The sequence below is a fragment of the Pseudomonas gingeri genome (assembly GCF_013386115.1).
Classification (GTDB): Bacteria; Pseudomonadota; Gammaproteobacteria; order Pseudomonadales; family Pseudomonadaceae; genus Aquipseudomonas; species Aquipseudomonas gingeri.
Genome location: NZ_JACAOR010000001.1, coordinates 127174 through 152834, shown reverse-complemented (window position 1 = coordinate 152834; position 25661 = coordinate 127174). Strand labels below are relative to the sequence as shown.

The 25661-nt window shown below is 63.7% G+C and carries 23 protein-coding genes; 10 read left to right on the top strand and 13 right to left on the bottom strand.

Annotation, left to right across the window (positions count from 1 at the left end; genetic code table 11):
- Nucleotides 1-335 precede the first annotated feature (335 nt).
- The 4 genes from HX881_RS00700 to HX881_RS00685 all read left to right on the top strand — a co-directional run bounded on the left by HX881_RS00700 (nt 336) and on the right by HX881_RS00685 (nt 4554).
- The gene (locus HX881_RS00700) at nt 336-1238 is read left to right on the top strand and encodes an arginase family protein (RefSeq protein WP_017127456.1); all 903 of its coding nucleotides are present in this window, start codon (nt 336-338) and stop codon (nt 1236-1238) included.
- Between the two features lie 57 nt (nt 1239-1295).
- Nucleotides 1296-2117, top strand: coding sequence for an AraC family transcriptional regulator (locus HX881_RS00695; protein WP_177082167.1), 822 nt, complete (start codon nt 1296-1298; stop codon nt 2115-2117).
- 135 nt (nt 2118-2252) lie between these two features.
- Nucleotides 2253-3428, top strand: a complete 1176-nt coding sequence (locus HX881_RS00690; protein WP_177082166.1) for a cystathionine beta-lyase — start codon at nt 2253-2255, stop codon at nt 3426-3428.
- 97 nt (nt 3429-3525) lie between these two features.
- Nucleotides 3526-4554 carry an amino acid ABC transporter substrate-binding protein gene (locus HX881_RS00685; RefSeq protein ID WP_177082165.1) on the top strand — a complete coding sequence of 343 codons (1029 nt, stop codon included), beginning with the start codon at nt 3526-3528 and terminating at the stop codon, nt 4552-4554.
- Nucleotides 4555-4590: 36 nt separating this feature from the next.
- Here the strand turns inward: HX881_RS00685 and HX881_RS00680 are convergent, their stop codons facing one another.
- Nucleotides 4591-5499 carry a hypothetical protein gene (locus tag HX881_RS00680; RefSeq protein ID WP_177082164.1) on the bottom strand — a complete coding sequence of 303 codons (909 nt, stop codon included), beginning with the start codon at nt 5497-5499 and terminating at the stop codon, nt 4591-4593.
- A gap of 245 nt (nt 5500-5744) precedes the next feature.
- Between HX881_RS00680 and HX881_RS00675 the strand changes: the two genes are divergently transcribed.
- The gene (locus HX881_RS00675) at nt 5745-6488 is read left to right on the top strand and encodes an SDR family oxidoreductase (RefSeq protein ID WP_177082163.1); all 744 of its coding nucleotides are present in this window, start codon (nt 5745-5747) and stop codon (nt 6486-6488) included.
- Between the two features lie 19 nt (nt 6489-6507).
- Here the strand turns inward: HX881_RS00675 and gcvA are convergent, their stop codons facing one another.
- Nucleotides 6508-7431, bottom strand: coding sequence for a transcriptional regulator GcvA (gene gcvA / locus HX881_RS00670; protein WP_177082162.1), 924 nt, complete (start codon nt 7429-7431; stop codon nt 6508-6510).
- Nucleotides 7432-7586: 155 nt separating this feature from the next.
- Between gcvA and HX881_RS00665 the strand changes: the two genes are divergently transcribed.
- The 3 genes from HX881_RS00665 (at nt 7587) to HX881_RS00655 (ending at nt 10026) form a co-directional block, all read left to right on the top strand.
- The gene (locus tag HX881_RS00665) at nt 7587-8360 is read left to right on the top strand and encodes an SDR family NAD(P)-dependent oxidoreductase (protein WP_177082161.1); all 774 of its coding nucleotides are present in this window, start codon (nt 7587-7589) and stop codon (nt 8358-8360) included.
- 42 nt (nt 8361-8402) lie between these two features.
- A complete protein-coding gene (locus HX881_RS00660; protein ID WP_177082160.1) occupies nt 8403-8744 on the top strand; it encodes a carboxymuconolactone decarboxylase family protein in 342 nt (113 codons plus the stop codon).
- Between the two features lie 283 nt (nt 8745-9027).
- Nucleotides 9028-10026: a bile acid:sodium symporter family protein gene (locus HX881_RS00655; protein WP_017127464.1), complete on the top strand. Its 999-nt coding sequence runs from the start codon at nt 9028-9030 to the stop codon at nt 10024-10026.
- Nucleotides 10027-10084: 58 nt separating this feature from the next.
- Here the strand turns inward: HX881_RS00655 and HX881_RS00650 are convergent, their stop codons facing one another.
- The 8 genes from HX881_RS00650 to HX881_RS00615 all read right to left on the bottom strand — a co-directional run bounded on the left by HX881_RS00650 (nt 10085) and on the right by HX881_RS00615 (nt 20976).
- A complete protein-coding gene (locus HX881_RS00650; RefSeq protein WP_177082159.1) occupies nt 10085-11152 on the bottom strand; it encodes an NAD(P)-dependent alcohol dehydrogenase in 1068 nt (355 codons plus the stop codon).
- A gap of 176 nt (nt 11153-11328) precedes the next feature.
- Entirely contained in the window at nt 11329-12114 is a 786-nt protein-coding gene (locus HX881_RS00645) for a cyclase family protein (protein ID WP_017127466.1), read from the bottom strand.
- Nucleotides 12111-13109 carry a fumarylacetoacetate hydrolase family protein gene (locus HX881_RS00640; RefSeq protein WP_017127467.1) on the bottom strand — a complete coding sequence of 333 codons (999 nt, stop codon included), beginning with the start codon at nt 13107-13109 and terminating at the stop codon, nt 12111-12113. Before HX881_RS00640 ends, HX881_RS00645 begins: the two co-directional genes overlap by 4 nt.
- Nucleotides 13110-13185: 76 nt before the next feature.
- Nucleotides 13186-14421 (bottom strand): MFS transporter, encoded by a 1236-nt coding sequence (locus HX881_RS00635; RefSeq protein WP_017127468.1) that lies wholly within the window; start codon nt 14419-14421, stop codon nt 13186-13188.
- Nucleotides 14418-16838: an efflux RND transporter permease subunit gene (locus HX881_RS00630; protein WP_017127469.1), complete on the bottom strand. Its 2421-nt coding sequence runs from the start codon at nt 16836-16838 to the stop codon at nt 14418-14420. The genes HX881_RS00635 and HX881_RS00630 overlap by 4 nt, the downstream gene beginning before the upstream one ends.
- On the bottom strand, nt 16835-17902 hold the full coding sequence (locus HX881_RS00625; RefSeq protein WP_177082158.1) for a WD40/YVTN/BNR-like repeat-containing protein: 1068 nt from the start codon (nt 17900-17902) through the stop codon (nt 16835-16837). Before HX881_RS00625 ends, HX881_RS00630 begins: the two co-directional genes overlap by 4 nt.
- Nucleotides 17902-19260 (bottom strand): DUF1329 domain-containing protein, encoded by a 1359-nt coding sequence (locus tag HX881_RS00620; RefSeq protein WP_017127472.1) that lies wholly within the window; start codon nt 19258-19260, stop codon nt 17902-17904. Before HX881_RS00620 ends, HX881_RS00625 begins: the two co-directional genes overlap by 1 nt.
- Nucleotides 19261-19299: 39 nt before the next feature.
- Nucleotides 19300-20976, bottom strand: coding sequence for a DUF1302 domain-containing protein (locus HX881_RS00615; RefSeq protein WP_177082157.1), 1677 nt, complete (start codon nt 20974-20976; stop codon nt 19300-19302).
- Nucleotides 20977-21147: 171 nt separating this feature from the next.
- Here HX881_RS00615 and HX881_RS00610 point away from each other — a divergent pair, with 171 nt between their 5' ends.
- A complete protein-coding gene (locus tag HX881_RS00610) occupies nt 21148-22095 on the top strand; it encodes a LysR family transcriptional regulator (protein ID WP_017127474.1) in 948 nt (315 codons plus the stop codon).
- Nucleotides 22096-22226: 131 nt separating this feature from the next.
- Here the strand turns inward: HX881_RS00610 and HX881_RS00605 are convergent, their stop codons facing one another.
- From HX881_RS00605 to HX881_RS00595, 3 genes are all read right to left on the bottom strand, one after another.
- Nucleotides 22227-23000 carry an SDR family NAD(P)-dependent oxidoreductase gene (locus HX881_RS00605; protein ID WP_177082156.1) on the bottom strand — a complete coding sequence of 258 codons (774 nt, stop codon included), beginning with the start codon at nt 22998-23000 and terminating at the stop codon, nt 22227-22229.
- Between the two features lie 135 nt (nt 23001-23135).
- Nucleotides 23136-23999, bottom strand: coding sequence for an NAD(P)-dependent oxidoreductase (locus HX881_RS00600; protein WP_177082155.1), 864 nt, complete (start codon nt 23997-23999; stop codon nt 23136-23138).
- Complete coding sequence (locus tag HX881_RS00595; RefSeq protein WP_017127477.1) at nt 23999-24697, bottom strand: GntR family transcriptional regulator; 699 nt, start codon at nt 24695-24697, stop codon at nt 23999-24001. Before HX881_RS00595 ends, HX881_RS00600 begins: the two co-directional genes overlap by 1 nt.
- Nucleotides 24698-24818: 121 nt before the next feature.
- On the opposite strand from HX881_RS00595, the gene HX881_RS00590 reads away from it, so the two are divergent.
- Entirely contained in the window at nt 24819-25661 is an 843-nt protein-coding gene (locus tag HX881_RS00590; protein ID WP_017127478.1) for a fumarylacetoacetate hydrolase family protein, read from the top strand.

Below are 25661 nucleotides of genomic sequence, written 5' to 3'. Positions count from 1 at the left end.
TCTTTTTATGGTCAATCATTTCAACAAAACAGTCACTTATCAGTCATCCGCTACGTTGTTACCCAAAAATGCACAGCGTTGTTACGAGCGCACCCATCCAGTGCGATTTTGTCTGCATACCCTCGAACGGCAAAGGTTTACCGGTATCCAACCTGCGGTTTCAGGACGGCGGCATCCACACACCTTCGAGCATGGCCTGTTCGGTTGATCGGTCATATCACAGCCAATCAATGACCGAATCAGGTAAAAGATAGCGGCAATTCAACGCCGCAAAAAAACACTGGCACAGTCCCTGCGATTTCCCCCTCCGCGAACAACAAACAGGAGGAACCACCATGCGCAACTTTGCAATCATCGAAGCCCCCTCGGTCCTGGGGCATATCTCGACCCACCTGGGCGTCGCCCATATGCCCGAGGCACTGCTCAATGCCGGTCTGGCCAAGCGCCTGAATGCCCGCCTCGCCGGCCGGGTCGAGTCGCCGCCGTGGCGGATCGAGCGTGATCCGCAAACCCAGATCATGAACCCCCATGCCATCAACGAGTATTCGATCACCCTGGCCGATGCGGTTGGCAAGGTGATGGACAATGGCGAGTTCCCGGTGGTGATCGGTGGCGACTGTTCGATCCTGCTCGGCACCATGCTCGCACTCAAGCGTCGCGGTCGTTATGGCGTGCTGTACCTGGACGGCCATGCCGACTTCTATGAAGCGGACAACAACCCGATCGCCGGGGCGGCCTCGGCCAGCGACCTGGGTTATGCCACCGGTCGCGGCCCGGCGGTGGTTGCCGATATCGAAGGCCAGCGGCCTTTGCTGCGCGACGAGGATGTCGTACTGTTCGGTTATCGTGACGGAGCGATCCAGGCGCGCAATCGCGGCCAGCAGTTGCCCAGGGACCTGATGGCGCTGAACCGCCAGGAAGTACGCATTCTCGGCACCGAGAACGCCGCCGAGGAAGCCGTGGCCCACCTGACCCGCGAAGACGGACCGGAAGGCTTCTGGATTCACGTCGACGTCGATGTGCTGGACCAGGGCATCATGTGGGCCGTGGACCATCCGCAGCCGGACGGTTTCTCCTGGGAGGACCTGGGCACCACCCTGCGCACGGCCATGAGTTCACCCAGGGCCATCGGCATCCAGTTCACCATCTACAACCCCGAGATGGACCCGGGTGGCTTGAGCGGTCGCGGGCTGGCCGCGACCATTGGCAAGGCCCTCGGCCAGTTCGCCAACCGCTGACGGCCTGTACGGCAGAGGCGGTGGCATGGGCCGGGTCGCAGATCACAGGACAACACCATGACCACCGCCGACCGCAGCAATACCGTGCACTACTGGCGCTCGCCGATCCTGCCGGGCGCCGACATGCTCACGGCCCAGTACCATGACCAGCGCTTCGCCCCCCATTGGCACGATGCCTATACCCTGTCGGTGATCGAAGACGGCGCCCAGCGTTATGACTATCGCGGCAGTCGATGCGTGGCCGAGGCCGGCGCCGTGCCGGTACTCAATCCTGGCGAGGTGCACACCGGTTCCGCCGCCACCGAATCCGGCTGGCGTTATCGCGTGTTCTACCTGCCCGTCCCCTTCGTGCAATCGGTCATGGACGCCGTGGCCGGGCGTACGACGCCTCTCCCCTGGTTTCGCGAAGACATCATTCGCGATCCCGACCTCACCCTGCTGATGGGCGCGGCACACCGCGCCCTGCAGGCCAACGTCGATCCGCTGCAGGCCGAGCACCAGTTGCTCCAGGCGATCTCCACCCTGCTGCTGCGGCATGCCGGACAACGCCCGGTGCTACCGCACCTGCCGCGCGACGGGCAGCGTGTGGCCGCCATGCAGCAGCGTCTGCTGCAAGACCTGACCGAACCGGTGTCCTTGAGCGAGCTGGCCCGGGAAGTCGGCTTGTCGACCTTTCATGCCGCCCGCCTGTTCACCCGGGCAACCGGCCTGGCCCCCCATGCCTGGCGCAATCAGATCCGCCTCAACCGGGCGCTGGAAGGCTTGCGCAAGGGCATCGCCGCCACCGACGTGGCGACCGACAGCGGCTTTGCCGACCTGAGCCATTTCACCCGGCATTTCAAGAAAGCCTTTGGTGTGCCGCCCGGGCGCTGGCGCTGAAGTATTTTTTTCATAATCGCAAGAACGTTCAATCCCACGGCTCGCCCGCTCCCTAGCATTTCGTCAAGACAGGCCATCACGCACAGCCTTCGTGCATGACCTCGATCCCTCACACGAAAGCTTGGAGAACGCGGCGTGAACAGCCCCCGAACAGCCCATTGGCAAACCACCTTGCTGGACCCGGCCCCCCAGGCCCCGAGCGGCTTCAAGTCCCTGAGCACACCGACGTACCGCGGCTCGACCACGCTCTTTGACCGTGCCCGCGATGTCCGCGACGACTGGTGCCCCGAGCGCGTGCCCTATGCCTACGGCTTGCACGGCACCCCGACCACACTGGAACTGGCCAGACGCATTGCCGCACTCGAAGGTGCCAACCACTGTTTCATCACGCCTGGCGGCCAGGCCGCGCTGGCCCTGATCTACTTGGCCTTCTGCAAGAGCGGCGATCATGTCCTGGTGCCGGAAAGCGCCTATGGCCCGAACAACGACCTGGCCCGCGACCTGCTCGCCCGCCTCGGCATCGAAGTACAGCCCTACGATCCGCTGATCGGCGCCGATATCGCCGGCCTGCTGCGCGCCAATACCGCGCTGGTGTGGTGCGAAAGCCCGGGCTCGGCAACCATGGAAGTCCAGGACATCCCGGCCATCGTCGCCGCGGCCCGGCAAGTGGGGGCCGTGGTCGCGCTGGACAACACCTACTCGGCCGGGGTGCTGTTCGACGCATTCGGGCACGGCGTGGATGTCTCCACCCAGGCCCTGACCAAATACATCGGCGGTCACAGCGACCTGTTGCTGGGCTCCGTCAGCACTTGCAGCCCCGAGCACTACCAGGCCCTCGGCAATGCCCGTTCGCTGCTCGGCCTCGCCGCCTCCCCCGACGACTGCAGCCTGGCCCTGCGTGGCCTGCAAACCCTGGCCGTGCGCCTGACCCATCTGGAGCAGGCCACCCTCGCCGTCGCCCGTTGGCTGGGCACCCGCCCGGAAGTCGAGCGGGTCCTGCACCCGGCCCTTCCCGACTGCCCCGGACATGAACTCTGGAAACGCGACTTCAGCGGCTCCAGCAGCGTGTTCTCGGTGGTCTTCAACGAAGCCTTCAGCGGCGAACGTCTGCTGGATTTCATCGATCAATTGCGCCTGTTCCACATCGGCTACAGCTGGGGTGGCGTGACCAGCCTGGTGGCACCGCACTTCAACCTGCGACGCGAACACCGCACCTACGGCGAACGACTCGTCCGTTTCAACATCGGCCTGGAAGCCATTGACGACCTGATCGCAGACCTGGAACAGGCATTCGCGACGCTGCACCTCTGATAGCTGCCATTTGACCCGACCCCAAGGCGCTTTCCGGCCCGCATTCGCTGGCCGGACCCACGGCGCCCGTACAAGAAAAACACCTCAGGAGGTTTGAATGAACACGTTGAAATCCACCCTCGGCGCCCTGGTCGCCGCCTCGATACTCGGCACCTGCGGACTGGCCCAGGCGGGGGCGACCCTCGATGCGATCCAGAAGAAAGGTTTCCTGCAATGCGGCGTCTCCGACGGCATTCCCGGATTCTCGGTGCCCGACAAGAACGGCAAGCAGACCGGCCTCGATGTCGACTTCTGCCATGCTCTCGCCGCCGCCGTGTTCGGCGACGCGGCGAAAGTGAAGTTCACCCAGCTCAACGGCAAGGAACGCCTGGCCGCCCTGCAATCGGGCGAGATCGACGTGCTGTCGCGCAGCACCACCTGGACCAGTTCCCGTGACAGCGCCATGGGCCTGGTGTTTACCGGCGTGTCCTATTACGACGGCGCGGGCTTCATGGTGAACAAGAAGCTCGGCGTCACCAGCGCCAGCCAGCTCGACGGTGCGGCCCTGTGCATCCAGGCCGGGACCACCACCGAGCTGAACGCCTCGGACTTCTTTCGCAGCCATGGCCTGAAATACACCCCGATCACCTTCGACACCTCCGACGAAACCGCCAAGGCCCTGGAGGCCGGGCGCTGCGATGTGATCACCGCCGACAAATCCCAGCTCAACGCCCAGCGCAGCCAACTGACCACGCCGGCCGACTACGTGATCCTGCCGGAAACCATCTCCAAGGAGCCCCTCGGCCCGTCGGTGCGCAAGGGCGATGAAGACTGGTTCAGCATCGTGCGCTGGACCCTGTTCGCCATGCTCAATGCCGAGGAAGCCGGTGTCACCTCGAAGAATGTCGAACAGGAAGCCAGGTCCACTAAAAATCCGGATGTGGCCCGCCTGCTCGGTGCCGATGGCGAGTACGGCAAGGACCTCAAGCTACGCAAGGACTGGGTGGTACAGATCGTCAAGCAGGTGGGCAACTACGGCGAGGTCTTCGAACGCAATTTCGGCAAGGGTACGCCGCTGGCCATCGACCGCGGCTTGAACGCCCTGTGGAACAACGGCGGCATCCAATACGCCCCGCCAGTGCGCTGATCGAATCAGCGCCTGGCGAGCCTATACCTCTTGCCGTTAATCGGCCTGGAGCTCTGCTTCTGATGGGAAGTCGAGCACGATACCGAGCTTGGAAAGCTGCTCCGTTGTCATGCTGTACGTCGGGCTTTCTTTACCGAGCAAACGATCCAACGCCTGGAGGCAAGCAGTATAGGCCGGCTTGATTTCATCGGGGACGTAATGGAAGCCACCTTTGGCATAGTCGCGAAGTATTTCTTTGCCGACGTCTTTGTGTAGTTGCTCGACACCGTCCTTCGGAAAAACAAGTCCGAAGTCCACAGGAACGATGTCCCCCTTCTCGGTCTTGATAAAGTTCGAAGGGTGGGCATCGCCCATCATGAAGCCTTTGTCGTACAGGCCTTTCACCACTTGGCGCGTTTCCGATGAGTTGGGAGACTTTCCTTGCACAAATGGCATTCGTATACAGTTGCCAGCACGCGTGGCTACCGCGGACTCACCTGCTGTCTGCCAGTAGCTGTTGCACATATCGACTTCATGCCGCGCCGCCCCCGGATTGAACGGTGTCACTTCCTTGATGATCATGTCGCCGCTACGGTACACCCGCCCTCTTGATCCCTGCCCTATCAGTTGAGGCTTGTTGTTGTCGTGCCTATCCAGAGGAGTTGTTCCTGGCGCCTGTCGCTCCAGTACATGCCGCTGGCCGTGCTGGAGCATCTGCTCCTGGCCGGTCTTGCGCTCGCTGAGGGGGATCGGCGAAACCGGAATACCTGTAGCGCCGACAGGGTGTGAATCGGCTTTCTTGCGCAGAGCAAGGCCTGTCCTGTGCAGCTTGCAAGGGTGTGGATCATTTTTCACTCTTGATACATTGGCGAAGCCCTTCCGCGGACCATGGTTTTCCTTTTGTTTTTCCGCAGCGTTTTGCAGAGAAGTTGCATAGCCGATTATTTTCTTGATATCGCCGAACATGCAGTACTCACAATTGAAAGAGGTTGTATCGGCGCCATGAAAATACAAAGTCCGATATCCCTCTTGCAGAAAGCGCCAATGGCCTGGCCCTTTTCCCGCACAGGCAAGTGACTTTTCGTGAACGTCGTCCAGCCCGTCACGGGCAATATTTTCTTTGGGGAAAGAAAGGAATATCTGTCTCGCCAGCCGCCCGCGTCGGCGTCACCCTTTGTGCCGCAAGCCCACTTATTGCAGAGGTTATCGGCATGCTCAACGGTAAAACCGCATTGATCACCGGCGGCTCGTCAGGCATCGGACTGGCGACCGCACGCCTGATGCTCGCCCATGGCGCCCGCGTCGCCATCACCGGCCAGGACCCCGAACGCTTGCAGGCAGCGCTCGGTTCGCTGGGCCCAGGCGCCCTGGCGATCCGCGCCGATGTTCGGCGCAAGGTCGACATGCAGTCGGTGGGTACACAGATCGAGCACGCGTTCGGCAGCCTCGACATCCTGTTCGCCAATGCCGGCGTTGCCTATGGCACACCGCTGGCGAGCACCGACGAGGCAATGATCGACCAGCTGCTGGCGGTCAATGTGAAGGGGGTCTATTTCACCGTGCAGTCCCTCGTACCGCTGATGCCCAAGGGCAGCTCGATCATTCTCAACACCTCCTGGCTCAACCAGATCGGCGCCCCCGGACGCTCGCTGCTGTCAGCTTCCAAGGCCGCGGTCCGCTCTTTTGCCCGCACCCTGTCCGCCGAACTGCTGGACCGGCAGATCCGCGTCAATGCCGTCAGCCCTGGTTCCATAGCGACCCCGCTGCATCGCCAGGCCGGGCAGACGGAACAGGAGTTCGAGGCCTATGCGACAAAGGTCGGCGACCAGGTGCCCGTCGGCCGCATGGGGCGGCCGGAGGAAATCGCCGAGGCGGTCTGTTTCCTCGCCAGCGACCGTTCGCGCTACATGCTCGGTGCCGAGATCGTCGTCGACGGCGGCCGGGCGGAGTTGTAGTCCATGGGGCAAGCCAGGCTCAAGCGTCGATACCTGGGGATACCTGCCCGAGTAGCCAGTCGCGAAACGCCTGGATCTTCGCCAACCCCTCCACTTCCGGGCGATAGACGATGTAATAGGCGAACGCCAGCGGATGGCTGGCCTCGCCAAAGGGACGGATCAGCCGCCCCGCCGCCAGGTCCTCGCGCAACATCACGCTGCGCCCCAGGGCCAGTCCCTGTCCGTCGATGGCGGCCTGCAGGACCACCGCCGAATTGTTGATGCGCAGCCCGTGCTCGGCATTGATATCGCCATATCCCGACGCATCGAGCCAGGTGCGCCATGTCGGATAGGCCGGGTCGCCGGCCATCGACAGGTCGTGGATCAGTGTCGCCTCGGCCAGGCGTCGCGGCGGTAACAGTCCGGCTTCCAGCAACGGATAGCCGGGCGCACACACCGGGTACATCTCTTCGTCCATCAGTTTGATCGCGGTCAGCCCGGGCCAGCGCCCGGTGCCATAACGAACGCCGATATCCATGCCTTCGGCTATGAAGTCCACGGGGCGCAGGTTGGTGTCCAGCAGCACATCGGTCTGCGGGTAGGCCAGCTGGAAACCCTCGATACGCGGCAACAGCCACTTGGCGGCAAACGCCGGGCTCACCGTCACCGTAAGGCAGGCGCTGAGGGAGCCCTCTTTCAAACGCGCCAGGCCGACGCCCAGGCGCTCGAAGCCCTCGCGAATATCCGGCAACGCCTTGCGCGCGACATCGGTCAGCACCAGGCGTGCCGAACCGCTCGAGGCGCGATTGAACAGCGCCACGCCCAGCCAGGACTCCAGGGTTCGTACCTGCTGCCCCACCGCGGCGGAGGTGACATGCAGTTCGGCGGCGGCCGCCGAAAAGCTCTGGTGCCGGGCCGCCGCTTCAAAGGCCCGGAGTGCGTTGAGGTAGGCAGGAGCGCTCATAGGATAAAGATTTTCTTTAATGACTGAAAAAAACTTCTGGTTTGTGAGTGCTGTCGGCAAAGCGAAGAATAGCCACCAGGCCAAGGCATCTCGGCAACCAGGTGCAAGAGTAGAACGGTCAAGGCTATTCCACCAACCCAGCACGGGGCAACAACATGAAAAGATTTTCTTCCAAAGTAGCCATTATCACCGGCGGCGGTTCAGGCATCGGGAAAGAAGTCGCCCGACGCCTGGTGGCCGAAGGCGCCAGCGTGGTGATCGGCGGCCGTGACGCGGCGAAACTGGAACAGGCCGCGGCACAGATCGATCCTACCGGCAAACAAGTACGCTTCCTCGCCGGCGATATCGCCAGGCCCGCCACCGCCAGGGACCTGGTCGAGCTGGCGAGCGCCGAGTTCGGCGGCGTCGATATCCTGATCAACAACGCCGGCGTGTTCAATCCCAAGCCCTTCCTGGAACTGGACGAGCAGGAATACGACGGTTTCGTCGACATCATCCTCAAGGGCAAATTCTTCATGGCCCAGGCCGCGGCCAAGGCGATGCAGCAACGTGGCGGTGGCGCCATCGTGCAGACCGGTTCGCTGTGGGCCCTGCAAGCCATCGGCGCAACCCCCTCGGCCGCCTATTCGGCAGCCAACGCGGGTGTCCATGCCCTGACCCGCAACCTGGCCATCGAGCTGGCGTCGTCGAACATCCGTATCAACACCGTGGCCCCTGCCGTGGTAGAGACGCCGGTGTACAACACCTTCATGGACAACGAGCAGGTCAAGGCCGTGCTCCCGACCTTCAACGCCTTCCACCCGCTGGGCCGCAACGGCCAGCCGGGGGACGTCGCCGAGGCGATCCTGTTCATGGCCTCCGAGCAGGCGTCGTGGATTACCGGCACCGTGCTGCCAGTCGATGGCGGCGTCACTGCCGGCCGTATCTGAGCCAGGCACCTGAGCCAACGACCAGAACAACGGGAGAACACCATGCTCGACTGGAATGAATACCGCGAAACCCTGCTGGGCCGCGTGGGCGACCTGGCGAAACTGTCCCCCGATACCGTGCGCGGCCTGCAGGTGCTGGATGGTGCCGGCGCGAAGACCGGTCACCTGGACGCCAAGACCCACGAACTGATCGCCCTGGCCGTGGCCGTGACCACCCGCTGCGACGGCTGCATCGCCGTGCATACCAGGACGGCGGTCAAGCATGGCGCTTCCCGCGAGGAGATCGCCGAGGCCCTGGGCGTAGCCATCGCGCTCAATGCCGGCGCGGCGGTGACCTACTCCGCCCGGGTGCTCGACGCCTACGCGGCCCTGGAAAACAGCTGACGGCAGCCTGCCGACACCCGCCCGTATCGCCCCGGCATCATGGGGCCATGCGGGCTTTCTGGTTCTTGACCCGGAGCAGCGCAATGAACAGCGGCAAGGTGGCGATTATCGGCGGTGGCCTGGGCGGCCTGTATACGGCTTATCGATTAGCGCGCATGAAGGGGACGACTCGGCATTGCGCCATGTCCTTTAGGCGATACTCATGGACTTATTGGCGTTAGTCGGCAATCGTCAGACAGGTTAAAGTCCGTGTCATGTTTCTTGCTCCCGGACAACCCAGCCGATGACCCGCCCTCGTTTCCTCCCCGACAACTTCACCCTGACCCTGGTCAGCGTGGTGATTCTCGCCAGCCTCCTGCCCGCCAGCGGCCAGGTCGCCGTCGGTTTCGGCTGGCTGACCAATATCGCCATCGCCCTGCTGTTCTTCCTGCACGGTGCCAAGCTGTCGCGCGAATCGATCATCGCCGGTGCCGGCCACTGGCGCCTGCACCTGCTGGTGTTCGGCCTGACCTTTGTCCTGTTCCCGCTGCTGGGCCTGGCGCTCAAGCCGCTGCTGTCGCCGCTGATCGGCGACAAGCTGTACATGGGCATGCTCTACCTCTGCGCCCTGCCGGCCACGGTGCAGTCGGCAATCGCCTTTACCTCCCTGGCCCGGGGCAACGTACCGGCGGCGATCTGCAGCGCGGCGGCGTCGAGCCTGTTCGGCATCTTCCTCACGCCGTTGCTGGTGACCCTGCTGCTGAATGTCCATGGCGACGGCGGCTCGACCCTCGATGCGATCCTGAAGATCAGCGTGCAACTGCTGCTGCCGTTCATTGCCGGACAGATCGCCCGGCGCTGGATCGGTGCCTGGGTGGGACGCAACAAGAGCTGGCTGAAATTCGTTGACCAGGGTTCGATCCTGCTGGTGGTCTACAGCGCCTTCAGCGAGGCGGTGAACGAAGGCATCTGGCATCAGATCCCGCTCTGGGACCTGGGCGGTCTGGTGGTGGTCTGCGGCGTGATACTGGCCCTGGTGCTGCTGGCGTCCACCGTGCTGGGCAAGGCCTTCGGCTTCGACCAGGAAGACCGTATCACCATCCTCTTCTGCGGTTCGAAGAAAAGCCTGGCCACCGGCGTGCCGATGGCCCAGGTGCTGTTCGCCGGCAGCACCATCGGCGTGCTGATCCTGCCACTGATGCTGTTCCACCAGATCCAGCTGATGGTCTGTGCGGTGCTGGCGCAGCGCTATGCCAAGCGTCCGGAGTCGGTCAGCGAACTGATGGGCCAGGTCGATCCTTGACGCCTGGCAACCGCCATAAAGCCCGACCGAATGGCCGGGCCCGGGTGGAACGGCGCGATCAGGCCGCCCCGGCCTCTTGCCTGAGGCTGTTCATGTCGATCACGAAGCGGTATTTCACATCACCCTTGAGCATGCGCTCGTAGGCCTGGTTGATGTCCTGGATAGCGATCATCTCGATATCCGAGACAATCCCGTGGCGGGCACAGAAGTCCAGCATGTCCTGGGTTTCACGGACCCCGCCGATCAGCGAGCCGGCCAGGCTGCGGCGCTTGAAGATCAGGTTGAAGACCGTCGGTGACGGATGCGGGCTGTCCGGGGCGCCGACCAGGGTCATGGTGCCGTCACGCTTGAGCAGCGCGAGAAAGGCGTCCAGGTTGTGCGGCGCGGCCACGGTATTGAGGATGAAGTCCAGGGAATTGGCGACCTTGGCCATCTCGTCCGGGTTCTTCGATACCACCACTTCATCGGCGCCCAGGCGCAGGCCGTCTTCGCGCTTGTTCGGCGATGTGGTGAACAGCACCACGTAGGCGCCCATGGCGTGGGCGATCTTCACCGCCATATGTCCCAGGCCGCCCAGCCCTACCACCCCGACCCTCTTGCCGGGGCCGACTTTCCAGTGGTGCAGCGGCGAATAGGTGGTGATACCGGCACACAGCAGCGGTGCGACAGCGGCCAGACTGGCATCGCCATGGGAGATGCGCAGGACGAACTTCTCCTTCACCACGATGTTGTCCGAGTAGCCACCAAAGGTGTTTTCCCCACCGAACACCGGGCCGTTGTAGGTGCCGGTAAAGCCGTTCTCGCAATATTGCTCCTCGCCTTCCGCGCAGGACGCACAGTGCTGGCAACTGTCGACCATGCAGCCGACACCCGCCAGGTCGCCGACCTTGAACCCGCGCACGTTGGCGCCCACGGCCGTTACGCGGCCGACGATTTCATGCCCCGGCACCGAGGGGTACAGGGTGTTGTTCCACTCGTTGCGCGCCGTGTGCAGGTCGGAATGGCAAACGCCGCAATAGAGGATATCGATCTGTACGTCATCCGCGCCCGGCGCGCGACGTTCGAAGGTGAATGGCTTGAGCGAATCCTTCGGGTCCTGAGCGGCGTAGCTGTAAGTCTTGACCATCGCGATCACCTCTTGATTCAGACGTTGAACAGGAGTTGACCAGCATAGACGCTGGACCGTTCAGGTGAATTTGCCGCGCGCCAAGGCCACGACCAATCGGACCGTCGGTCGCCCTGGCGCGCGGCAGGCAAGCCCGCGATGGCCGCTTTCCAGCAGCTCTCCCGGGACATACCGGCCTATTCCTCGAAGATCGCCACCGCCCGCACGAAGCCGGCCGAGGCATGCCTGATCTTGTAGGGGAAGCAGGACACTTCGAAGCCATGGGCCGGCAGGGACTCCAGGTTGGCCAGTTTCTCCATCTGCCCGTAGCCGATCTCGCGCCCGGCCTTGTGCCCTTCCCAGATGATCGAACTGTCGCCGCTGGCGGCAAAGCGTGCACGGGTATGGCTGAAAGGTGCATCCCAGCTCCAGGCATCGGTGCCCACCACGCGGACACCGCGTTCGAGCAGGTACAAGGTCCCCTCGCGCCCGATGCCGACGCCCGCCTCCAGGTAACCGGGCTGGCCGAACAACGCCCCGGCCCGGGTATTCACCAGGACGATATCCAGCGGCTGCAACGTGTGGCCGATACGCGCCAGTTCCGCCTCTATCTGCGCGGCGCTGACCACATCGCCGTCCGGCAGGTGCCGGAAGTCCAGTTTCACCCCGGGACGCAGGCACCATTCCAGTGGCAGCTCATCGATACCGTACGCGGGTTTGCCGCCATCGGTGGTCGAGGCGTAGTGCCAGGGCGCGTCCATATGCGTGCCACTGTGGGTGGTGATGGTCAGGCGCTCGGCGGCCCAGGCTTCCTGTCCCGGCAGCTCTTCGAGACGCAGGCCGGGAAACATCGCCAGCAGTTCCGGAGCGCCGGCCTGGTGATCGGTGTATTCGATCTTCGGCAACAACGGCGGCGGATCCGTATAGGGATTGTTTTCCAGGGTCACCGAGAGGTCGACCAGGCGTCGTTTACGCGGTGTCATGGCCGCACCTCCCCGGCCGGCAAGGTGGCGTCGACAATACGCTGGTCGATGGCACCGAACACCGAGTCGCCGGCACGGTCGTAAGCCTCGATGCGGATACGCTCGCCAAAGCGCATGAAACCTGTCTGCGCCTGCCCCTGTTCGATCATCTCGATGGCGCGGCGCTCCGAGATACAGGCCGAACCGACCGCCCGGTCGACGTTGGATACCGTACCGGAACCGATGATGGTGCCGGCTCGCAGACGCCGGGTCCGCGCCGCATGGGCGATCAGATCGGCAAAGCTGAAACTCATCTCGGCACCGTCCGGCTGGCCGAACCATTTCTGGTTCCAGGTCACCGTCAGCGGCAGGCACACCCGCCCGTCACGCCAGGCACTGCCCAGTTCCTGCGGGGTCACGGCCACCGGCGAAAAACTCGAGGAAGGCTTGGCCTGGAAAAAGCCGAAACCGGTGCTGACTTCGTGCTGGAGAAAGCCGCGCAGACTGACATCGTTGACCAGCATGATCAGCCGTACATGTTGCAAGGCCTCATCGACCGGGCAGCCCATGGGGACCTCGTCGACAATGACCGCGAACTCTCCCTCGAAATCGATGCCGTGGGCCATGTCCGGCAGCGGGATATCGTCGCAAGGGCCGAGAAAATCGTCACTGGCGCCCTGGTACATCAGGGGAATGCGCTCATCGGCCAGCGGTGGCAGGTTGAAAGCCTTCTGCAGCAGATGGGCATGATTGAGAAACGCCGAGCCATCACACCACTGATAGGCACGAGGCAAGGGCGCGCTGACCTGCCTGGGGTCGAACGCAAGGCACTCGAGCGCCTCGCCCCGGTTCAGCGCCTGATATTGCCGGCCCAGGACCGGCGCTGCCTCGGCCCAGTTTTCCAGCGCCTGCTGCAAGGTGCCGAAGCCTTGGGCAAGCACCGCCTGGCGCAGATCCCTGGAGACGACCAGCAACTGGCCGTCCCGACTACCATTGTTCAAGGTAGCGAGTTTCATGGAGCAATCCTCGATGGAGTGAAAAGGCTGGATGCAACAGCCCGCCTCCGGTCCGCCGGACGCGGGCGACAAAAACTCAGTGCAGGGCCATGTCGTCCGGCACCTGGATCGGGTCCAGCAGCCGCAGGCCGGCCAGGAAGGGCGCGATCAAGGCAAAGGCCGCCGCGAGCAACAGCCCCCAGCCGATCATCGCCACCGCCCCCACCCGCCCATCGGCCAGGCCGGTCAGGGAGATGACCAGCAAGGGACTGACAAACTGCCCGCCGAAAAAACCCGCATTGAACAGGCCGGTGCCCTTGCCCCGGTGTTCGAAACTCAAGGTCGACAGCGCCCAGCTGAGTACCGTGGGCAGCGCCAGGCCACCGCCCAGGCCGTTGATCAGTACCGCGATCACCACGGTGCGGTAGTCCACGGCATTGACCAGCAGCAACAGGCCGACCGCGGAAATCAGGAAGGCCAGGGCCAACAGCATGCCCGGTCCGAAACGGCTCAGGCGGCGAAAGCACAGGGCACCGACAAACACCGCCGAATGGCCAAGGCCGATCGCCATGCCGATGCGTTGCGGCGAGTCGATCCCGATATGCTCCAGGAGAAACCCGGTCTGGACCGGTACGATGAAGAAGCCCAGCGAGGCCAGCAGGGTCATCAGGCAAATCACCGACAGCGAACGCCAGGGGAAACCCTCGCCCTGTGGCCCGGGCCGGGCCTGTGCGGCCTCGGCCCGAGCCTGCAGAGGCGCCCTCAACGCCAGGTGCATCAGGGGCGCCAGCAGCAGGCCGACGATGTACACCGCAAAGGGCACGCGCCAGCCGTGCTCGCCGATAAGGCCGCCGAGCATGAAAAAGGCGGTGGCCGACAAGGACGTGACAATGGTCTGCCAGGAGAGCAGTTGCACCCGCTCACGGCCGTCGTAGTAGTCGCCGATCAGCGCCGTGCAGCAGGTCATGATCGCTGCCTCCGCCAGTCCCAGTCCGGCCCGGCTGAGCAGGATCGCATCAAGGTCGTCGAGCAGCATGGGCAACGGACCGCAGATGCCATACAGCAGCATCGCCAGTACCAGCAGGCGCTTGCGTCCGAGGCGGTCGGAAACCCACCCGGCGAACGGTGAAAACAGCGCGATCATCAGGGCCGGCAAGGTCAGCACGATCGGCACCAGCACGCCGACATTGGCGTTACCGGCAAAATGCCCGGCGATACGCGGCAGCACCGGCGCGATCAGCACGCCACCCAGCACCGGCAGGCAACTGCCGAGCAGCAGCAACACGCCCGATCCGGTCCGGCGTGGAACGGCTTGCGACGAGAGCAGACTCATAGGTTTTTTCCTGTTGTTGTTATCGATGAATCGGACAAAGGCCGTGGTAACAGAAAGTGCGCCAGCGCCGGCAGCAGCACCAGGGCACCGATCATGTTCAGCAGGAACATGAAGGCCAGCAGAATGCCCATGTCCGCCTGGAACTTGATCGGGGAAAAGGCCCAGGTCGCCACGCCGACCGCCAGGGTCACGCCCGTCAGCATCACAACTTTGCCGGTGAACAGCAGTGCGTGGTAGTAGGCCAGGGACAGGCTCTCGCCGGCCCGCTGGCGCGCCAGCAGGATGCTCATGACATACAACGCGTAATCCACGCCGATGCCCACGCCGAGGGCGATCACCGGCAAGGTGGCGACCTTGACACCGATGCCCAGCCAGACCATCAGGGCCTCGCAGAGAATCGACGTGAGGGCCAGTGGCAGGATCACGCAGACCACCGCCCGCAGCGAACGGAAGGTCAGCAGGCAGAGCAGGATCACCGCGCCATAGACCCACAACAGCATGTCGTGGTTGGCCTGCCTGACGACGATATTGGTGGCCGCCTCGATACCGGCGTTGCCGGCGGCCAGCAGGAAGCGGACCTGCGCGTCGTTGTTGGCCTGGGCGAAGGCCTCTACCTCGTTCACCAGCCGGGTCAGCGTCACGGCCTTGTGATCGCTCAGGTAGGTGTACAGCGTGAGGGTATTGCAGCTCTGGTTGAACAGTTCCCGCGGCGCCCGCCCGGTGATGGAGTTGAGCAGCGCCTGGTTGCGGGTCAGGTCATACCATTTCGGATTGCCCTCGCTCATGCCCACCAGCAGGCTGCGATTGAGACTGGCCAGCGAAGCCGTCGACTCCACGCCGGGCAACTGGCGCAGACGCCACTCCAGGGCGTCGAGGCGCATCAGGGCCGCGTAGTCGGAACAGGTGCCGTCGGGCGTGCGCACGATCACCGCGAACACATCGCTGCTGGCGCCGTAATGGGCGACCATGAAGCCGTTGTCGCGGTTATAGCGCGAATCCGCTCGCAGTTCGGGGGCCCCGGCATCGAGGTCGCCGACCTGCAGTTGCAGGCTGACCCAGTAGCCGCCAACGGCCAGCAGCCCGCTGACCAGCAGTGTCGCCGTCGCCCAGCGACGCCGGGTAAAGCGATCGAGGAACACCCATAGCGGCTGCTTGCGCCCCTGCTCCGCCAGCGCTTCACTGCGCAGGCTGCGGGCCGCGGCGCGGGGACTGACACCGCAGTAGCTGAGCAGGATCGGCAACAGGATCAGGTTGGTGAACACCAGCACCGCGACACCGATGCTGGCGATCAGCGCCAGGTCCTGGATGACCTTGATATCGATCAGCATCAACACCGCGAAGCCCACGGCATCACACAGCAGCGCCGTGAGTCCGGCCAGGAACAGCCGGCGAAAGGTAAACCGCGCCGCCACCTGCCGATGCATGCCGCGCCCGATATCCTGCATGATGCCGTTCATCTTCTGCGCGCCGTGGCTCATGCCGATGGCCAGGACCAGGAACGGCACCAGCACCGAGTAGGGATCAAGCTCGAATCCCAGCAAGGCCACCAATCCCAGTTGCCAGGCCACCGCCACCAGCGAACAGCTCATCACCAGCAACGTGCTGCGCAGGCAGCGGGTAAACCCGTAGAGCATCGCCGTGGCGATCAGGATGGCAATGGCGAAGTACAACAGGACCTGTTGCAACCCCTCCATCAGGTCGCCCACCACCTTGACGAAACCGGTGATGTGGATCTGCAGGCCCTGGGCCTGGAACTCGCCGCGCAATTGCTCCAGCTGCCGGGAGAGCGCGGCATAGTCCAGGGCCTTGCCGGTGTTCGGATCGTTCTCCATCAGCGGCACGAAGATCAGGCTGGAGCGTGCATCCAGGGCGATGGTCTGGCCGATCTCCCCGGAGCGCGCGGCATTGCGGCGTACGTTTTCCAGGCTGGCCGCCGAACCGTCGTAGTCGTCGGGAATCACTCGTCCGCCTTCCACGCCCTCCTCGGTCACGGCCATCCAGCGCATATTGGGGGTCCACAAGGATTTCATGAAGGGCCGGTCGACGCCGGGCAACAGGAACACCTTGTCGTTGAGGCGGGCCAGCAGATCCAGGTAATGCGCGTCGTAGATGGAATCGCCCGGGGCTTCGACGGCAATGCGCACGGCGTTGCCCAGTCCGGTGAGCTCCTGCTGATTGGCGAGGTAATTGGCAATATAGGGGTGACCCGTGGGAATCATCTTGTCGAAACTGGCGTTGAGCCCGAGGCGGCTGCTGGCGGCCCCCAGCCCCAGGGTCAGCAGCAGGCACAGCCACAGCACCAGGCCACGGTGATTGAACAGAGCACGCTCGATCAGCGAGCCGGAGCGGCTGTCGAAGGTCGCCAGATCATGCTCGGCGGCGCTGAGGCCTGCGACGGGTTTGGAAAGACACGTCATTGCAATTTCACCTGTTCCAGTCGTTTGATACCCCGGGCCCCGACCACGACCCAACGGCCGTCCGGCGCACGGGTCAAGGACGCGACAGCCATGCCCGCCGACGGCGACTGCTCATGCAGCGGCCCGCCTTCTGTAGCGGACAGCAGGCGTCCGGACTGATCGGCCAGCACCACGCCGCCGCTCTCCAGCGACCGCGCCGCCACCAGGCTGCTGCCGAAAGGGTTATCCAACGGCGTCCAGTGCTGTCCCTGGTCGCTGCTGCGCCAGGCGTTGCCGCGCAGGCCGGCCACCAGCACATCGCCGTCGGCGGCCAGGTTCAAGGTGAAAAAGCTGCCCTCATAGGGGCTGGGCAAGCGCACGAAATGCGCCCCGGCGTCTTCCGACATCAGCACCAGGCCTTGCTCACCGGCGAGATAGATACGCCGGCCCTGGCCGGCAATCGCATACAGATGATTACCCGCCGGGTTATCCAGGCGATCGACCCAGGACTGCCACGTGACGCCGCCATCCACGGTATGCAGGATCAACCCGAAGGCACCGACCACAGTGCCCTGCCGTTCATCACTGAAATGCACCGCCAGCAACGGCTTGTCGGCACCCTCGGCGACAAGACCCCGGGCCACCTTGAGTTGTCGCTGGTACTGCGGGTTGTCGCCCGACGGGTCCGCCACGGCATCGAGCACCCGTTGCGCAGCCGCATTGCCGTCCAGTTGCACGCTCCAGCTTTCGCCGCCATCGGCGCTATGCAGCACCATCCCCGCATGCCCCACCGCCCAGCCCTGCTCTGCCGTCGGAAAACTCACCGCGGTCAGGCTGACGCTCGTCGGGACGGCCGCCTGGCGCCAGTGCTGGCCGCTGTCATCGGAGAGCAGGATCAGACCGTGCTCGCCCACGGCCACCAGACGCTGTCCGGCCCGGGCGATATCGATCAGCACCGCCCGGGTCGGTGCACTCACCGACAGGGCCGGGCGCAACAGCACATCGCTGACCGGTGCTTCGCCGGCCCGGGCGGCCAGGCTGATGCCCAACATCCCCAGCGCCAGCCAATGGAAAGGCCCGGTCATCAGCGCACACCGTCGGCCGCCAGGCCGTCCGGGCTGAAGTCGCTGTCGGGAAACGGCTTGACCACTTCGTTATGCACGCGCTTTTCCGTGACCACGTTGTGCGCCATCCAGGCGCCGGTCTGCAGGTCGTACTGACCGTAGAGGCCGCGCACCAGCCCCGGCAATTCCGGCATCAGGTAAGGCAGTTGAAAGTAGGTGCGCCAGAGCTTCTGGTTGGCATCCCAGCTGTCGCCCAGCACTGCCATCCAGGTGTCTTCGTCCACATAGAAACGCCGCTTGGGCATGCTGTGGCGCTTGCCGGCCACCAGGTTGCCCTCCACCACCCAGACGCGGTGCAGCTCCCAGCGCATGTAGTCGGGATTGAGAAAACGCTCGCCGAGAATCGCCTCGTCCCGCGTCGGTTGCAGGATCATGTTGCTGTTGTAGGGAATCAGCATTTCCTGCTTGCCGACGATCTTCCAGTCGTAGCGATCCAGCGGTCCGGTGAACACCGAGACCTCGTCGAAGTTGGCCACGCCGGAACTGGTCGGGGTCGGCGTGTCATAGGACGACACCGGCAGTTTGCGCACCCGCCGCTGGCCGGCCAGGTAGACCCAGGACTGCGGTCCGCCACTGGCATAATCCAGCGGTTCGCGCCCCAGCAACGCCTCGCCCGCCCGCTGCGGTGGCCCGAGGTTGACCAGCCGGGTCATCCAGTAGACGCCCTTGTATTCGGATTTGCCGTTCTCGAAGTAATACGGCATTTCCCGTTGCGCCTGGACGGTGCTGGACAGGATGCGCTGGCCGCTGGCGGTGATGACGTAGACGTTGTAGTCGTTCTTCCAGGCGACTCCGCGCCAGCTCAGGTGATGGTTCCAGATCACCTCGGCGCCGGACTTGGGAATCGGGAACGGGATCCCGCCGCTGGCACCTTCCAGGGTATTGCCTTCATGGGTCAGATGGGCGCTGGTGGCATTCTTCAGGGTATTGTCGTAGACCCACTGCGGCGCCGCCGCCGTGCGCCGGGAAGGATAGACGTCGATCCGGTAGTTGGGGTACTTGGCGAACAGGGCTTTCTGCCCATCGCTGAGCTTGTCGGCGTACTGTGCCAGGTTCTGCGCGGTCACCGAATACAGGCGCTTGTCGCTGGCGAAATAGTCCGGGATCCGCGGCCCCGGGCTGATACCGGCCGGGACCTGGTTGAAGCCGTGCTCCCAGGCCGGAATGCTGCCATCGGCATTGCCGGCACGCTCACCGCCCAGGGGCGTCAGGCTGGACCTGAGCAACTGGGCCTCGGTATCGCTGGCCGCCCAGGACGCGGGCGCGACGGCCAGCAGCAGGCCCGACAGCAGCCACGGATGCAAGGAATCGAGTTTCATGAAACGCACCTCTGGTTATTGTTGTTCTGGAGCAGTCGTTCAAAACGAACGCTGGACGGTGAACGCGAGAAAGTCCCGGTCCTTGAGCGGCTGTCCATAGGTGTTGGCGTTGTTCGCGTCGAGAAAGTTGTCGCTGCCGCCGATGTAGTGCGTGTAGTTGAGGCCGGCCTTCCAGGTCTGCAGGTATTCCAGTTGCAGACCGATGCTCAGGTCGCCGCCCTTGTCGCCCACGCCATTGTTGAACTTGCTGATCACCGACGAACGCCCCTTGGGGTTGTAGCCCAGCCCCAGCGGCACACTCAGGTCGACACCGGGATAGACCTGGAAGAAGTTCGGCGTGAAGCTCATGCGCAGGCCCCAGGCATCGCGCTCGCTGTTGGGGTCCAGCGCGGCGGCATTCCTGGTGATGCTGGTGCGCCGATGCCAGGCCACTTCGCCGGCCAGGCTGGCCGAGTCCCAGAAGCCGTTGCTGTTGAACGAGTAGAGGCTCGAGAGTTGCGCATGCAGCGAGTTGCCCACGGCATACAGGGCGTGGCTGTCGTTGTCGCCAAGGCCGCCCGGGTTGGCCTGCGACAGGCTGACCAGCGGTGTATTGCGACGCACCGAGACTTCGCCGGCGACGTTGGCATCGCCGACCGAGGTGCTGAAGCTGGCGCCAAAGGCACTGATCCCTTCGGCGTATACCAGCTGGTACTCACCCAATTGGCCGGTCAGCACGTTCGGTCCGCCACTGTTGGCGCGGGTATAGAGCATCGGGTCCTTGGCGTGATAGCGGATCGCGTACAGGCCAAAATCGGTGTTCCAGTCCTCGGGCGAAAAACGCAGTGACAGCCCGTACTGGCCGCGATCGCTGGCCTTGATGTCCTTGCCGTGGAAGAACGCCAGGGGCTGCCGGTTGGGACCGATGGGCCCACCGACGATCAGCCGCTCGCCACCTTCGCCGACCACGTCCGAGGTCGAGAAGTAACTGCCCACGGCGGGGATACGGTTCTCTTCCCATTCGAACTGGTAGTAGGCCGCCACGGAAACATTGGGCCGCAACTGGATCTGCCCGGAGAACTGGTTGACCGGGCGGATCAGTTCCTTGAAGGGGGTATTGGGCACCGACGTGGCCTTGATGATGTCCACCGGTGCCTGCCCGCCGGCGATGCCATTGGCGCCGAAGAACAGGCTCTCGCCCCACAGCACCGTGTGTCGTCCGAGCCGGAAGCTGCCGGGCAGTTCGCCCAGGTTGCCCTTGCCGAAGACAAAGGCATCGAGAATCTCGGCGTCGCTGCCATGCAAGGTGCGGGTGTCATCGGTAAAACGGTCGTAGGCGACCGAGCGCTGGTTGGCGGTGGCCGGCGAATCGTTGTCGTTGCGCCCTTCGTAGACGCTGTCATACCAACCGGCACCGCTGATCCGCGCACCGAAATTGTTGTAGCGCGCATCGAATTCGGACAGCACGTTCAGGCGATTGGAAATCAGGCCCTTGTTGAAGTTGCGGTCGCTGTCGTCCTGGTTGACCGACCCGACCAGCTTGCTGTCACGCTCCTTCAGGCGCCAGGCGGCGTTGTACTTTAGGGTGTTGTCCCAGCGCAGATGCAGGTCGGAATCACCGGTATCGATCTCAAACGCCGTCGCATGGGGCGCGACACTGATGGCGGCGAACGCCGCAGCCATGGCAGCCAGCTGCCGGGGCGGCCAAGCGCCCGTCAAACTCTTGCGGTTCATCATGCCAACCTCTGACTTGTTATTTTTGTCGTGAAAGGTCTTTGCGAACCTGCATTCCCTGCAGTTCTCGAGGCGATGATAGGGAGCGCGGAGGAATCCGAACAATCGATTATCGGGATGCCATCCATCTAAAAAAAGTGATACAAAGCGGCGTGCTCAAGCGGAGGAATACCGATGCGCTTTCATCACCTGGACCTGAACCTGCTGGTGGTTCTCGATACCCTGCTCACCGAACAGAACATCACCCGCGCGGCCTCGCGCCTGAATGTCAGCCAGTCGGCCGCCAGCGGCCTGCTGGCACGGCTGCGGGAGTATTTCGACGATGAGTTGCTGGTCCAGGTGGGACGCAAGATGCTGCCGACGCCCCTGGCCCAGGGACTGGCCGAACCGGTGCGGCGGGTGCTGCTGGATATCCAGTCGAGCATCGTCAACAAACCCGAATTCGATCCGTTGACCTGCAAGCGGCATTTCAAGCTCATCGCCACCGACTTTGTCACCACGGTGATCCTCAGCCCGCTGGCGCAGCGCCTGCAACAACGCGCGCCGCACATCTCCATCGACATCCAGCCGGCCGCCGACAACTACAACCAGATGCTGACCCAGGGCGAAGTCGACTTCGTGATCATGCCGGACCTCTATCTGTCGGACCTGCACGCCAAGGAACTGCTGTTCGAAGATGACTACCAGTGCGTGGTCTGGCGCGACAACCCGCTGGTGGGCGAGACATTGAGCCTGGAGCAGTACCTGCAACTGGGCCATGTCGCCGTCAACTTCGGCAACAACCGCGAGCCGAGCCTGGGAGAACGGACCCTGCTGCGCTACGGCAAGGCCCGCCGGGTGGAACTGACCACCAGCAGTTTCAATACCGTGCCGCACCTGTTGGTGGGGACCCACCGCATTGCCGTGATGCACCGGAGCCTGGCGACCCTGTACGCCGGTTTCCTGCCCCTGAAAATACTGCCGCTGCCCTTCGAATTCCCGTCCCTGCGCGAATTCACCTTGTGGAACAAGATCCTCGACAACGATCCGGCCCACCGCTGGATGCGCTACCTGCTCCAGGAAGTGGCCGCGCAATATTTCCAGTCCGTGACACCGGTGCCGGGCGAGAGCCGGCCAGTGTAAAGATTGCCTCGATATCCCGGGCGATGACTCAGCGCAGACTCACCTGACGCACGAGAAGGCAACCCTGCGGCAAACGCTCGCGAAAGGAAGTTGCCGGTCACGATCAGCGCCGTGGCGCCGAGGTGGACCTGCTACTGCGGCAGCGCGACACCTGACAATTCAGCGCAGGCCGAGAGAAAGCGCTCCTGCACCTTGAAATCCTGGGCCGCTTTCATCGCCGTGGCGGGTCGCTGGTGGTAGAAATAGCCGCCGGTCACCTGGGTCTCGGGGTCAATGCCGGCGGCCAGCCAAGCTTGCGTGCGCGGCGCCAGGTCAAGGTCATCCGGGGCATCGGGCCCGCCCATCTTCGTCGGGACCCAGCCGGGCTCAAGGCTGTTGGACAGCACATCGGGCCAGCGGCGGGCCACCGCGAGGGCCAGCAACACGTTGTGCAGCTTGGAGTCGGAATACGCCTGGGTGCCGTTCCACGGGCGCTTCTTCCAGGTCAGGTCCTTCAGCGACGGGTCGCCACAGCAATGCAGCCGCGAACTGACATAGACCAGTCGCTCCGGGCGATTCACCAGTGCCGTCAGGATGTAGGGGGCCAGGGCGTTGATCGCGAAGACATGCGGCAGACCGTCGACGGTGGCAAGGCGCCTGGGCTCCTGGTAGCCGACCGCGGCGTTATGGATGATGGCGTCGAAGTCTCCGAGTGCATTGATACGCCCGGCCAATGCCTTGGTTTCGGCGATGCTCGACAGGTCGGCACAGAGTACCGTTTCGGCACCCGGCACCTGTGCCAGGGCATGTGTCCCACGCGCCTCGTTGCGAGCGTGCAGCACGACCCTGTGGCCCTGCTCCACAAGCAATCGTGCGGCCATCTGGCCGAGTCCGTCGGAAGAACCGGTGATCAGGATGCGTGCCATGTTCATTACTCCTCTGTGTACGAATTCAGCAGTGTTCCGGTGCGGGGCAGCGGTACAGGAGCAATTCTGGAGTTCCGGTCATGGACTTGCGATAGCATGAAAGACATATTACTGATGCTGGCGAGTCACCAATGATTACCGGGCAAACAGCTTGACCACGCTGGTCATGTTGAGCTCACCCAGGCCTTGTTGACTGGCCGAGCTGAACACCTGGCGCGCCGCCTCGATGGTCGGCGCAGCCGCCGCCCCGCCCGCCGCGCTCACCGCGTAGCCAAAATCCTTTTCGATCAGGGCCACCGGGAACTGCGGCGCGAAATTGCCGGCCGTCATCGACGCCGCGCTGCGTTGGGACGCGACGCTGGAGACAGACGTGGCGCCGACCGCCTCGAACGCCTTGCCCAGGTCCACGCCATGGGCGCCAAGGATGCCGAAGAGCTCGGCCAGGGTGGTCACCTGCACGCCGAGCAGCGCATTGGTCGCCAGCTTGACCAGCGCGCCGGCACCCAGTGCACCGACATGATGAATCGAAGAACCCATGGCCTGCAGGACTTCCCGGGCAGCCTCAACCGCGGCGGCTTCGCCACCGACCAGAAACACCAGTTGCCCGGCCTCGGCCTGGGGACGCGAACCGGAGACCGGCGCATCGATCAGCGACAACCCCCTGGCCCGTGCCGCCTGCCCCAGGTCCAGCACCCACTCGTGGGAAACCGTGGAGCTTTCAATGGCGATGCTCGAAGCGTTCATCCCGGCAAACGCCCCGTGTTGCGGGTGCAGCCAGACATCACCCGATGCCGCGTCATCGCGCACCATGCTCAGGACGATGGCGGCGCCCGTCGCGGCCTCTTTCGGCGTCGCGGCAAAAGAGGCGCCGGCCGCGACCAGTTCTCCGGCCGCCTTCTCGGTGCGGTTCCAGACGGTGACGGTGTGCCCGGCCCGCAGGAGGTTCAACGCCATGCGCGAGCCCATGACCCCAAGGCCCAATACAGCGATAGTGGTCATTACCTGATCTCCGATGTTTGCTGGACGCCAGTTCCCTGGAGCCTCTGCATCAGTACGGTTGAAGTTTCCCGGATATGGTGGGTGATCAACTCGACGGCGGCGTTCGCATCCTTGGCCAACGCGGCATCGCGCAGCGCCTGGTGTTCACCGTCGAGGTTCCTGGAGGCGGCCGTCATGGCCACCGACAACGCCCGATAACGCGAATATTGCTCGAACAGCATGGTGCGCATGCGCAGCAGCCAGATGTTGGGACAGGCGCTGACCAGGGCCTCATGAAACGTCTTGTGGACGTCGTGCCAGGCCCTGGCGTCGTAGTGACTGCCGGAGTCGGGACCGGCCGCCCTGGAGAGTCCGTGGTAAGCCGACACCAACCGTGTCTCCCAGGCGACATCGCCGTTTTCGATGGAGTGGCGCAGGCAGCTGCCCTCCATCTCGATGCGCGCCTGTGTCAGGTCGGCCAGGTCGTCAAGGGAGACCGGCGCAATGCGAAAGCCCTTTTGTGGCTCCGCGATCACCAGTTCCTCGGCGGTCAACCGCGACAGCGCCTCGCGCACCGCGCCACCGCTGGCCTGGTAGTGCTCGGCCAGTTCCTTGACGTTCACCCGGTTGCCCGGCTGCAGCACGCAGGACAAGACGTCCTTGCGCAGCTGTTCGTAAGTCGCCTGGGTCAGGCTTTTCGCTGGGTTTTCTACAGACATGGAACCTGGGCTCTCGACGAGTGGGCAATCTTCTTTATTGCATAAAATATATTTTTATCCATAAACTGGATTTTAGCAAGCACCCGTCACCCCACCCTGCAACTGACAGTCGAGGTAATTCATGAAGCTTTGCCGTTTTGGCCTGCCCGGCCAGGAGCGTCCCGGCCTGATAGACGCCGAGGGACGCATCCGCGATCTCTCGGCGCATGTCGTCGATATCGACCCCGCGGTACTTTCCCCGCAATCACTGGAGGCCCTCGCCAGGCTGGATATCAGCGCATTGCCACTGGTGGAGCCGGGTGTCCGTTATGCAACCCCCGTGGCCCAGGTGCGCAAATTCATCGCCATCGGGCTGAACTACCGCGATCACGCCGAGGAAGCGGGCATGGCGATCCCCGCCGAACCGATCATCTTTCACAAGGCCATCAGTTGCCTCAGCGGGCCGAATGACGACATCGTCCAGCCGCCCCACTCCACCCAACTGGACTGGGAACTCGAATTGGGCGTGGTCATCGGCAGCGAAGCCCGCTATGTATCCGAGACCGAGGCGCTGGACCATGTGGCCGGCTACTGCGTGGTCAATGATGTTTCCGAGCGGGCCTTCCAGCTGCAATCCACGCAGTGGGACAAGGGCAAGGGTTGCGATACCTTCGGTCCGGTCGGTCCCTGGCTGGTGACCCGCGATGAAATTGCCGATCCCCAGGATCTGCGCATGGGGCTTGAGCTCAACGGCGAGCGGCGCCAGACCGGTCATTCGAAAACCATGATCTTCAGCGTCGCGCAGATCGTCTCCTACTGCAGCCGCTACATGACCTTGCAGCCCGGCGACGTGATCTGCACCGGCACACCACCCGGCGTGGCCATGGGCATGAAACCCGAGCCCCGCTGGCTGCAACCCGGTGATGAACTGCACCTCTGGATCGAAGGACTGGGCGAGCAACGTCAGCGCGTGGTTCGCGCCTGA

Excerpts from the sequence above, each read along its gene's own strand:
- HX881_RS00700 (WP_017127456.1), top strand. The coding sequence starts at position 336 with ATGCGCAACTTTGCAATCATCGAAGCCCCCTCGGTCCTGGGGCATATC.
- HX881_RS00695 (WP_177082167.1), top strand. The coding sequence starts at position 1,296 with ATGACCACCGCCGACCGCAGCAATACCGTGCACTACTGGCGCTCGCCG.
- HX881_RS00685 (WP_177082165.1), top strand. The coding sequence starts at position 3,526 with ATGAACACGTTGAAATCCACCCTCGGCGCCCTGGTCGCCGCCTCGATA.
- HX881_RS00680 (WP_177082164.1), bottom strand. The coding sequence starts at position 5,499 with ATGTTCGGCGATATCAAGAAAATAATCGGCTATGCAACTTCTCTGCAA.
- HX881_RS00675 (WP_177082163.1), top strand. The coding sequence starts at position 5,745 with ATGCTCAACGGTAAAACCGCATTGATCACCGGCGGCTCGTCAGGCATC.
- gcvA (WP_177082162.1), bottom strand. The coding sequence starts at position 7,431 with ATGAGCGCTCCTGCCTACCTCAACGCACTCCGGGCCTTTGAAGCGGCG.
- HX881_RS00665 (WP_177082161.1), top strand. The coding sequence starts at position 7,587 with ATGAAAAGATTTTCTTCCAAAGTAGCCATTATCACCGGCGGCGGTTCA.
- HX881_RS00660 (WP_177082160.1), top strand. The coding sequence starts at position 8,403 with ATGCTCGACTGGAATGAATACCGCGAAACCCTGCTGGGCCGCGTGGGC.
- HX881_RS00655 (WP_017127464.1), top strand. The coding sequence starts at position 9,028 with ATGACCCGCCCTCGTTTCCTCCCCGACAACTTCACCCTGACCCTGGTC.
- HX881_RS00650 (WP_177082159.1), bottom strand. The coding sequence starts at position 11,152 with ATGGTCAAGACTTACAGCTACGCCGCTCAGGACCCGAAGGATTCGCTC.
- HX881_RS00645 (WP_017127466.1), bottom strand. The coding sequence starts at position 12,114 with ATGACACCGCGTAAACGACGCCTGGTCGACCTCTCGGTGACCCTGGAA.
- HX881_RS00640 (WP_017127467.1), bottom strand. The coding sequence starts at position 13,109 with ATGAAACTCGCTACCTTGAACAATGGTAGTCGGGACGGCCAGTTGCTG.
- HX881_RS00635 (WP_017127468.1), bottom strand. The coding sequence starts at position 14,421 with ATGAGTCTGCTCTCGTCGCAAGCCGTTCCACGCCGGACCGGATCGGGC.
- HX881_RS00630 (WP_017127469.1), bottom strand. The coding sequence starts at position 16,838 with ATGACGTGTCTTTCCAAACCCGTCGCAGGCCTCAGCGCCGCCGAGCAT.
- HX881_RS00625 (WP_177082158.1), bottom strand. The coding sequence starts at position 17,902 with ATGACCGGGCCTTTCCATTGGCTGGCGCTGGGGATGTTGGGCATCAGC.
- HX881_RS00620 (WP_017127472.1), bottom strand. The coding sequence starts at position 19,260 with ATGAAACTCGATTCCTTGCATCCGTGGCTGCTGTCGGGCCTGCTGCTG.
- HX881_RS00615 (WP_177082157.1), bottom strand. The coding sequence starts at position 20,976 with ATGATGAACCGCAAGAGTTTGACGGGCGCTTGGCCGCCCCGGCAGCTG.
- HX881_RS00610 (WP_017127474.1), top strand. The coding sequence starts at position 21,148 with ATGCGCTTTCATCACCTGGACCTGAACCTGCTGGTGGTTCTCGATACC.
- HX881_RS00605 (WP_177082156.1), bottom strand. The coding sequence starts at position 23,000 with ATGGCACGCATCCTGATCACCGGTTCTTCCGACGGACTCGGCCAGATG.
- HX881_RS00600 (WP_177082155.1), bottom strand. The coding sequence starts at position 23,999 with ATGACCACTATCGCTGTATTGGGCCTTGGGGTCATGGGCTCGCGCATG.
- HX881_RS00595 (WP_017127477.1), bottom strand. The coding sequence starts at position 24,697 with ATGTCTGTAGAAAACCCAGCGAAAAGCCTGACCCAGGCGACTTACGAA.
- HX881_RS00590 (WP_017127478.1), top strand. The coding sequence starts at position 24,819 with ATGAAGCTTTGCCGTTTTGGCCTGCCCGGCCAGGAGCGTCCCGGCCTG.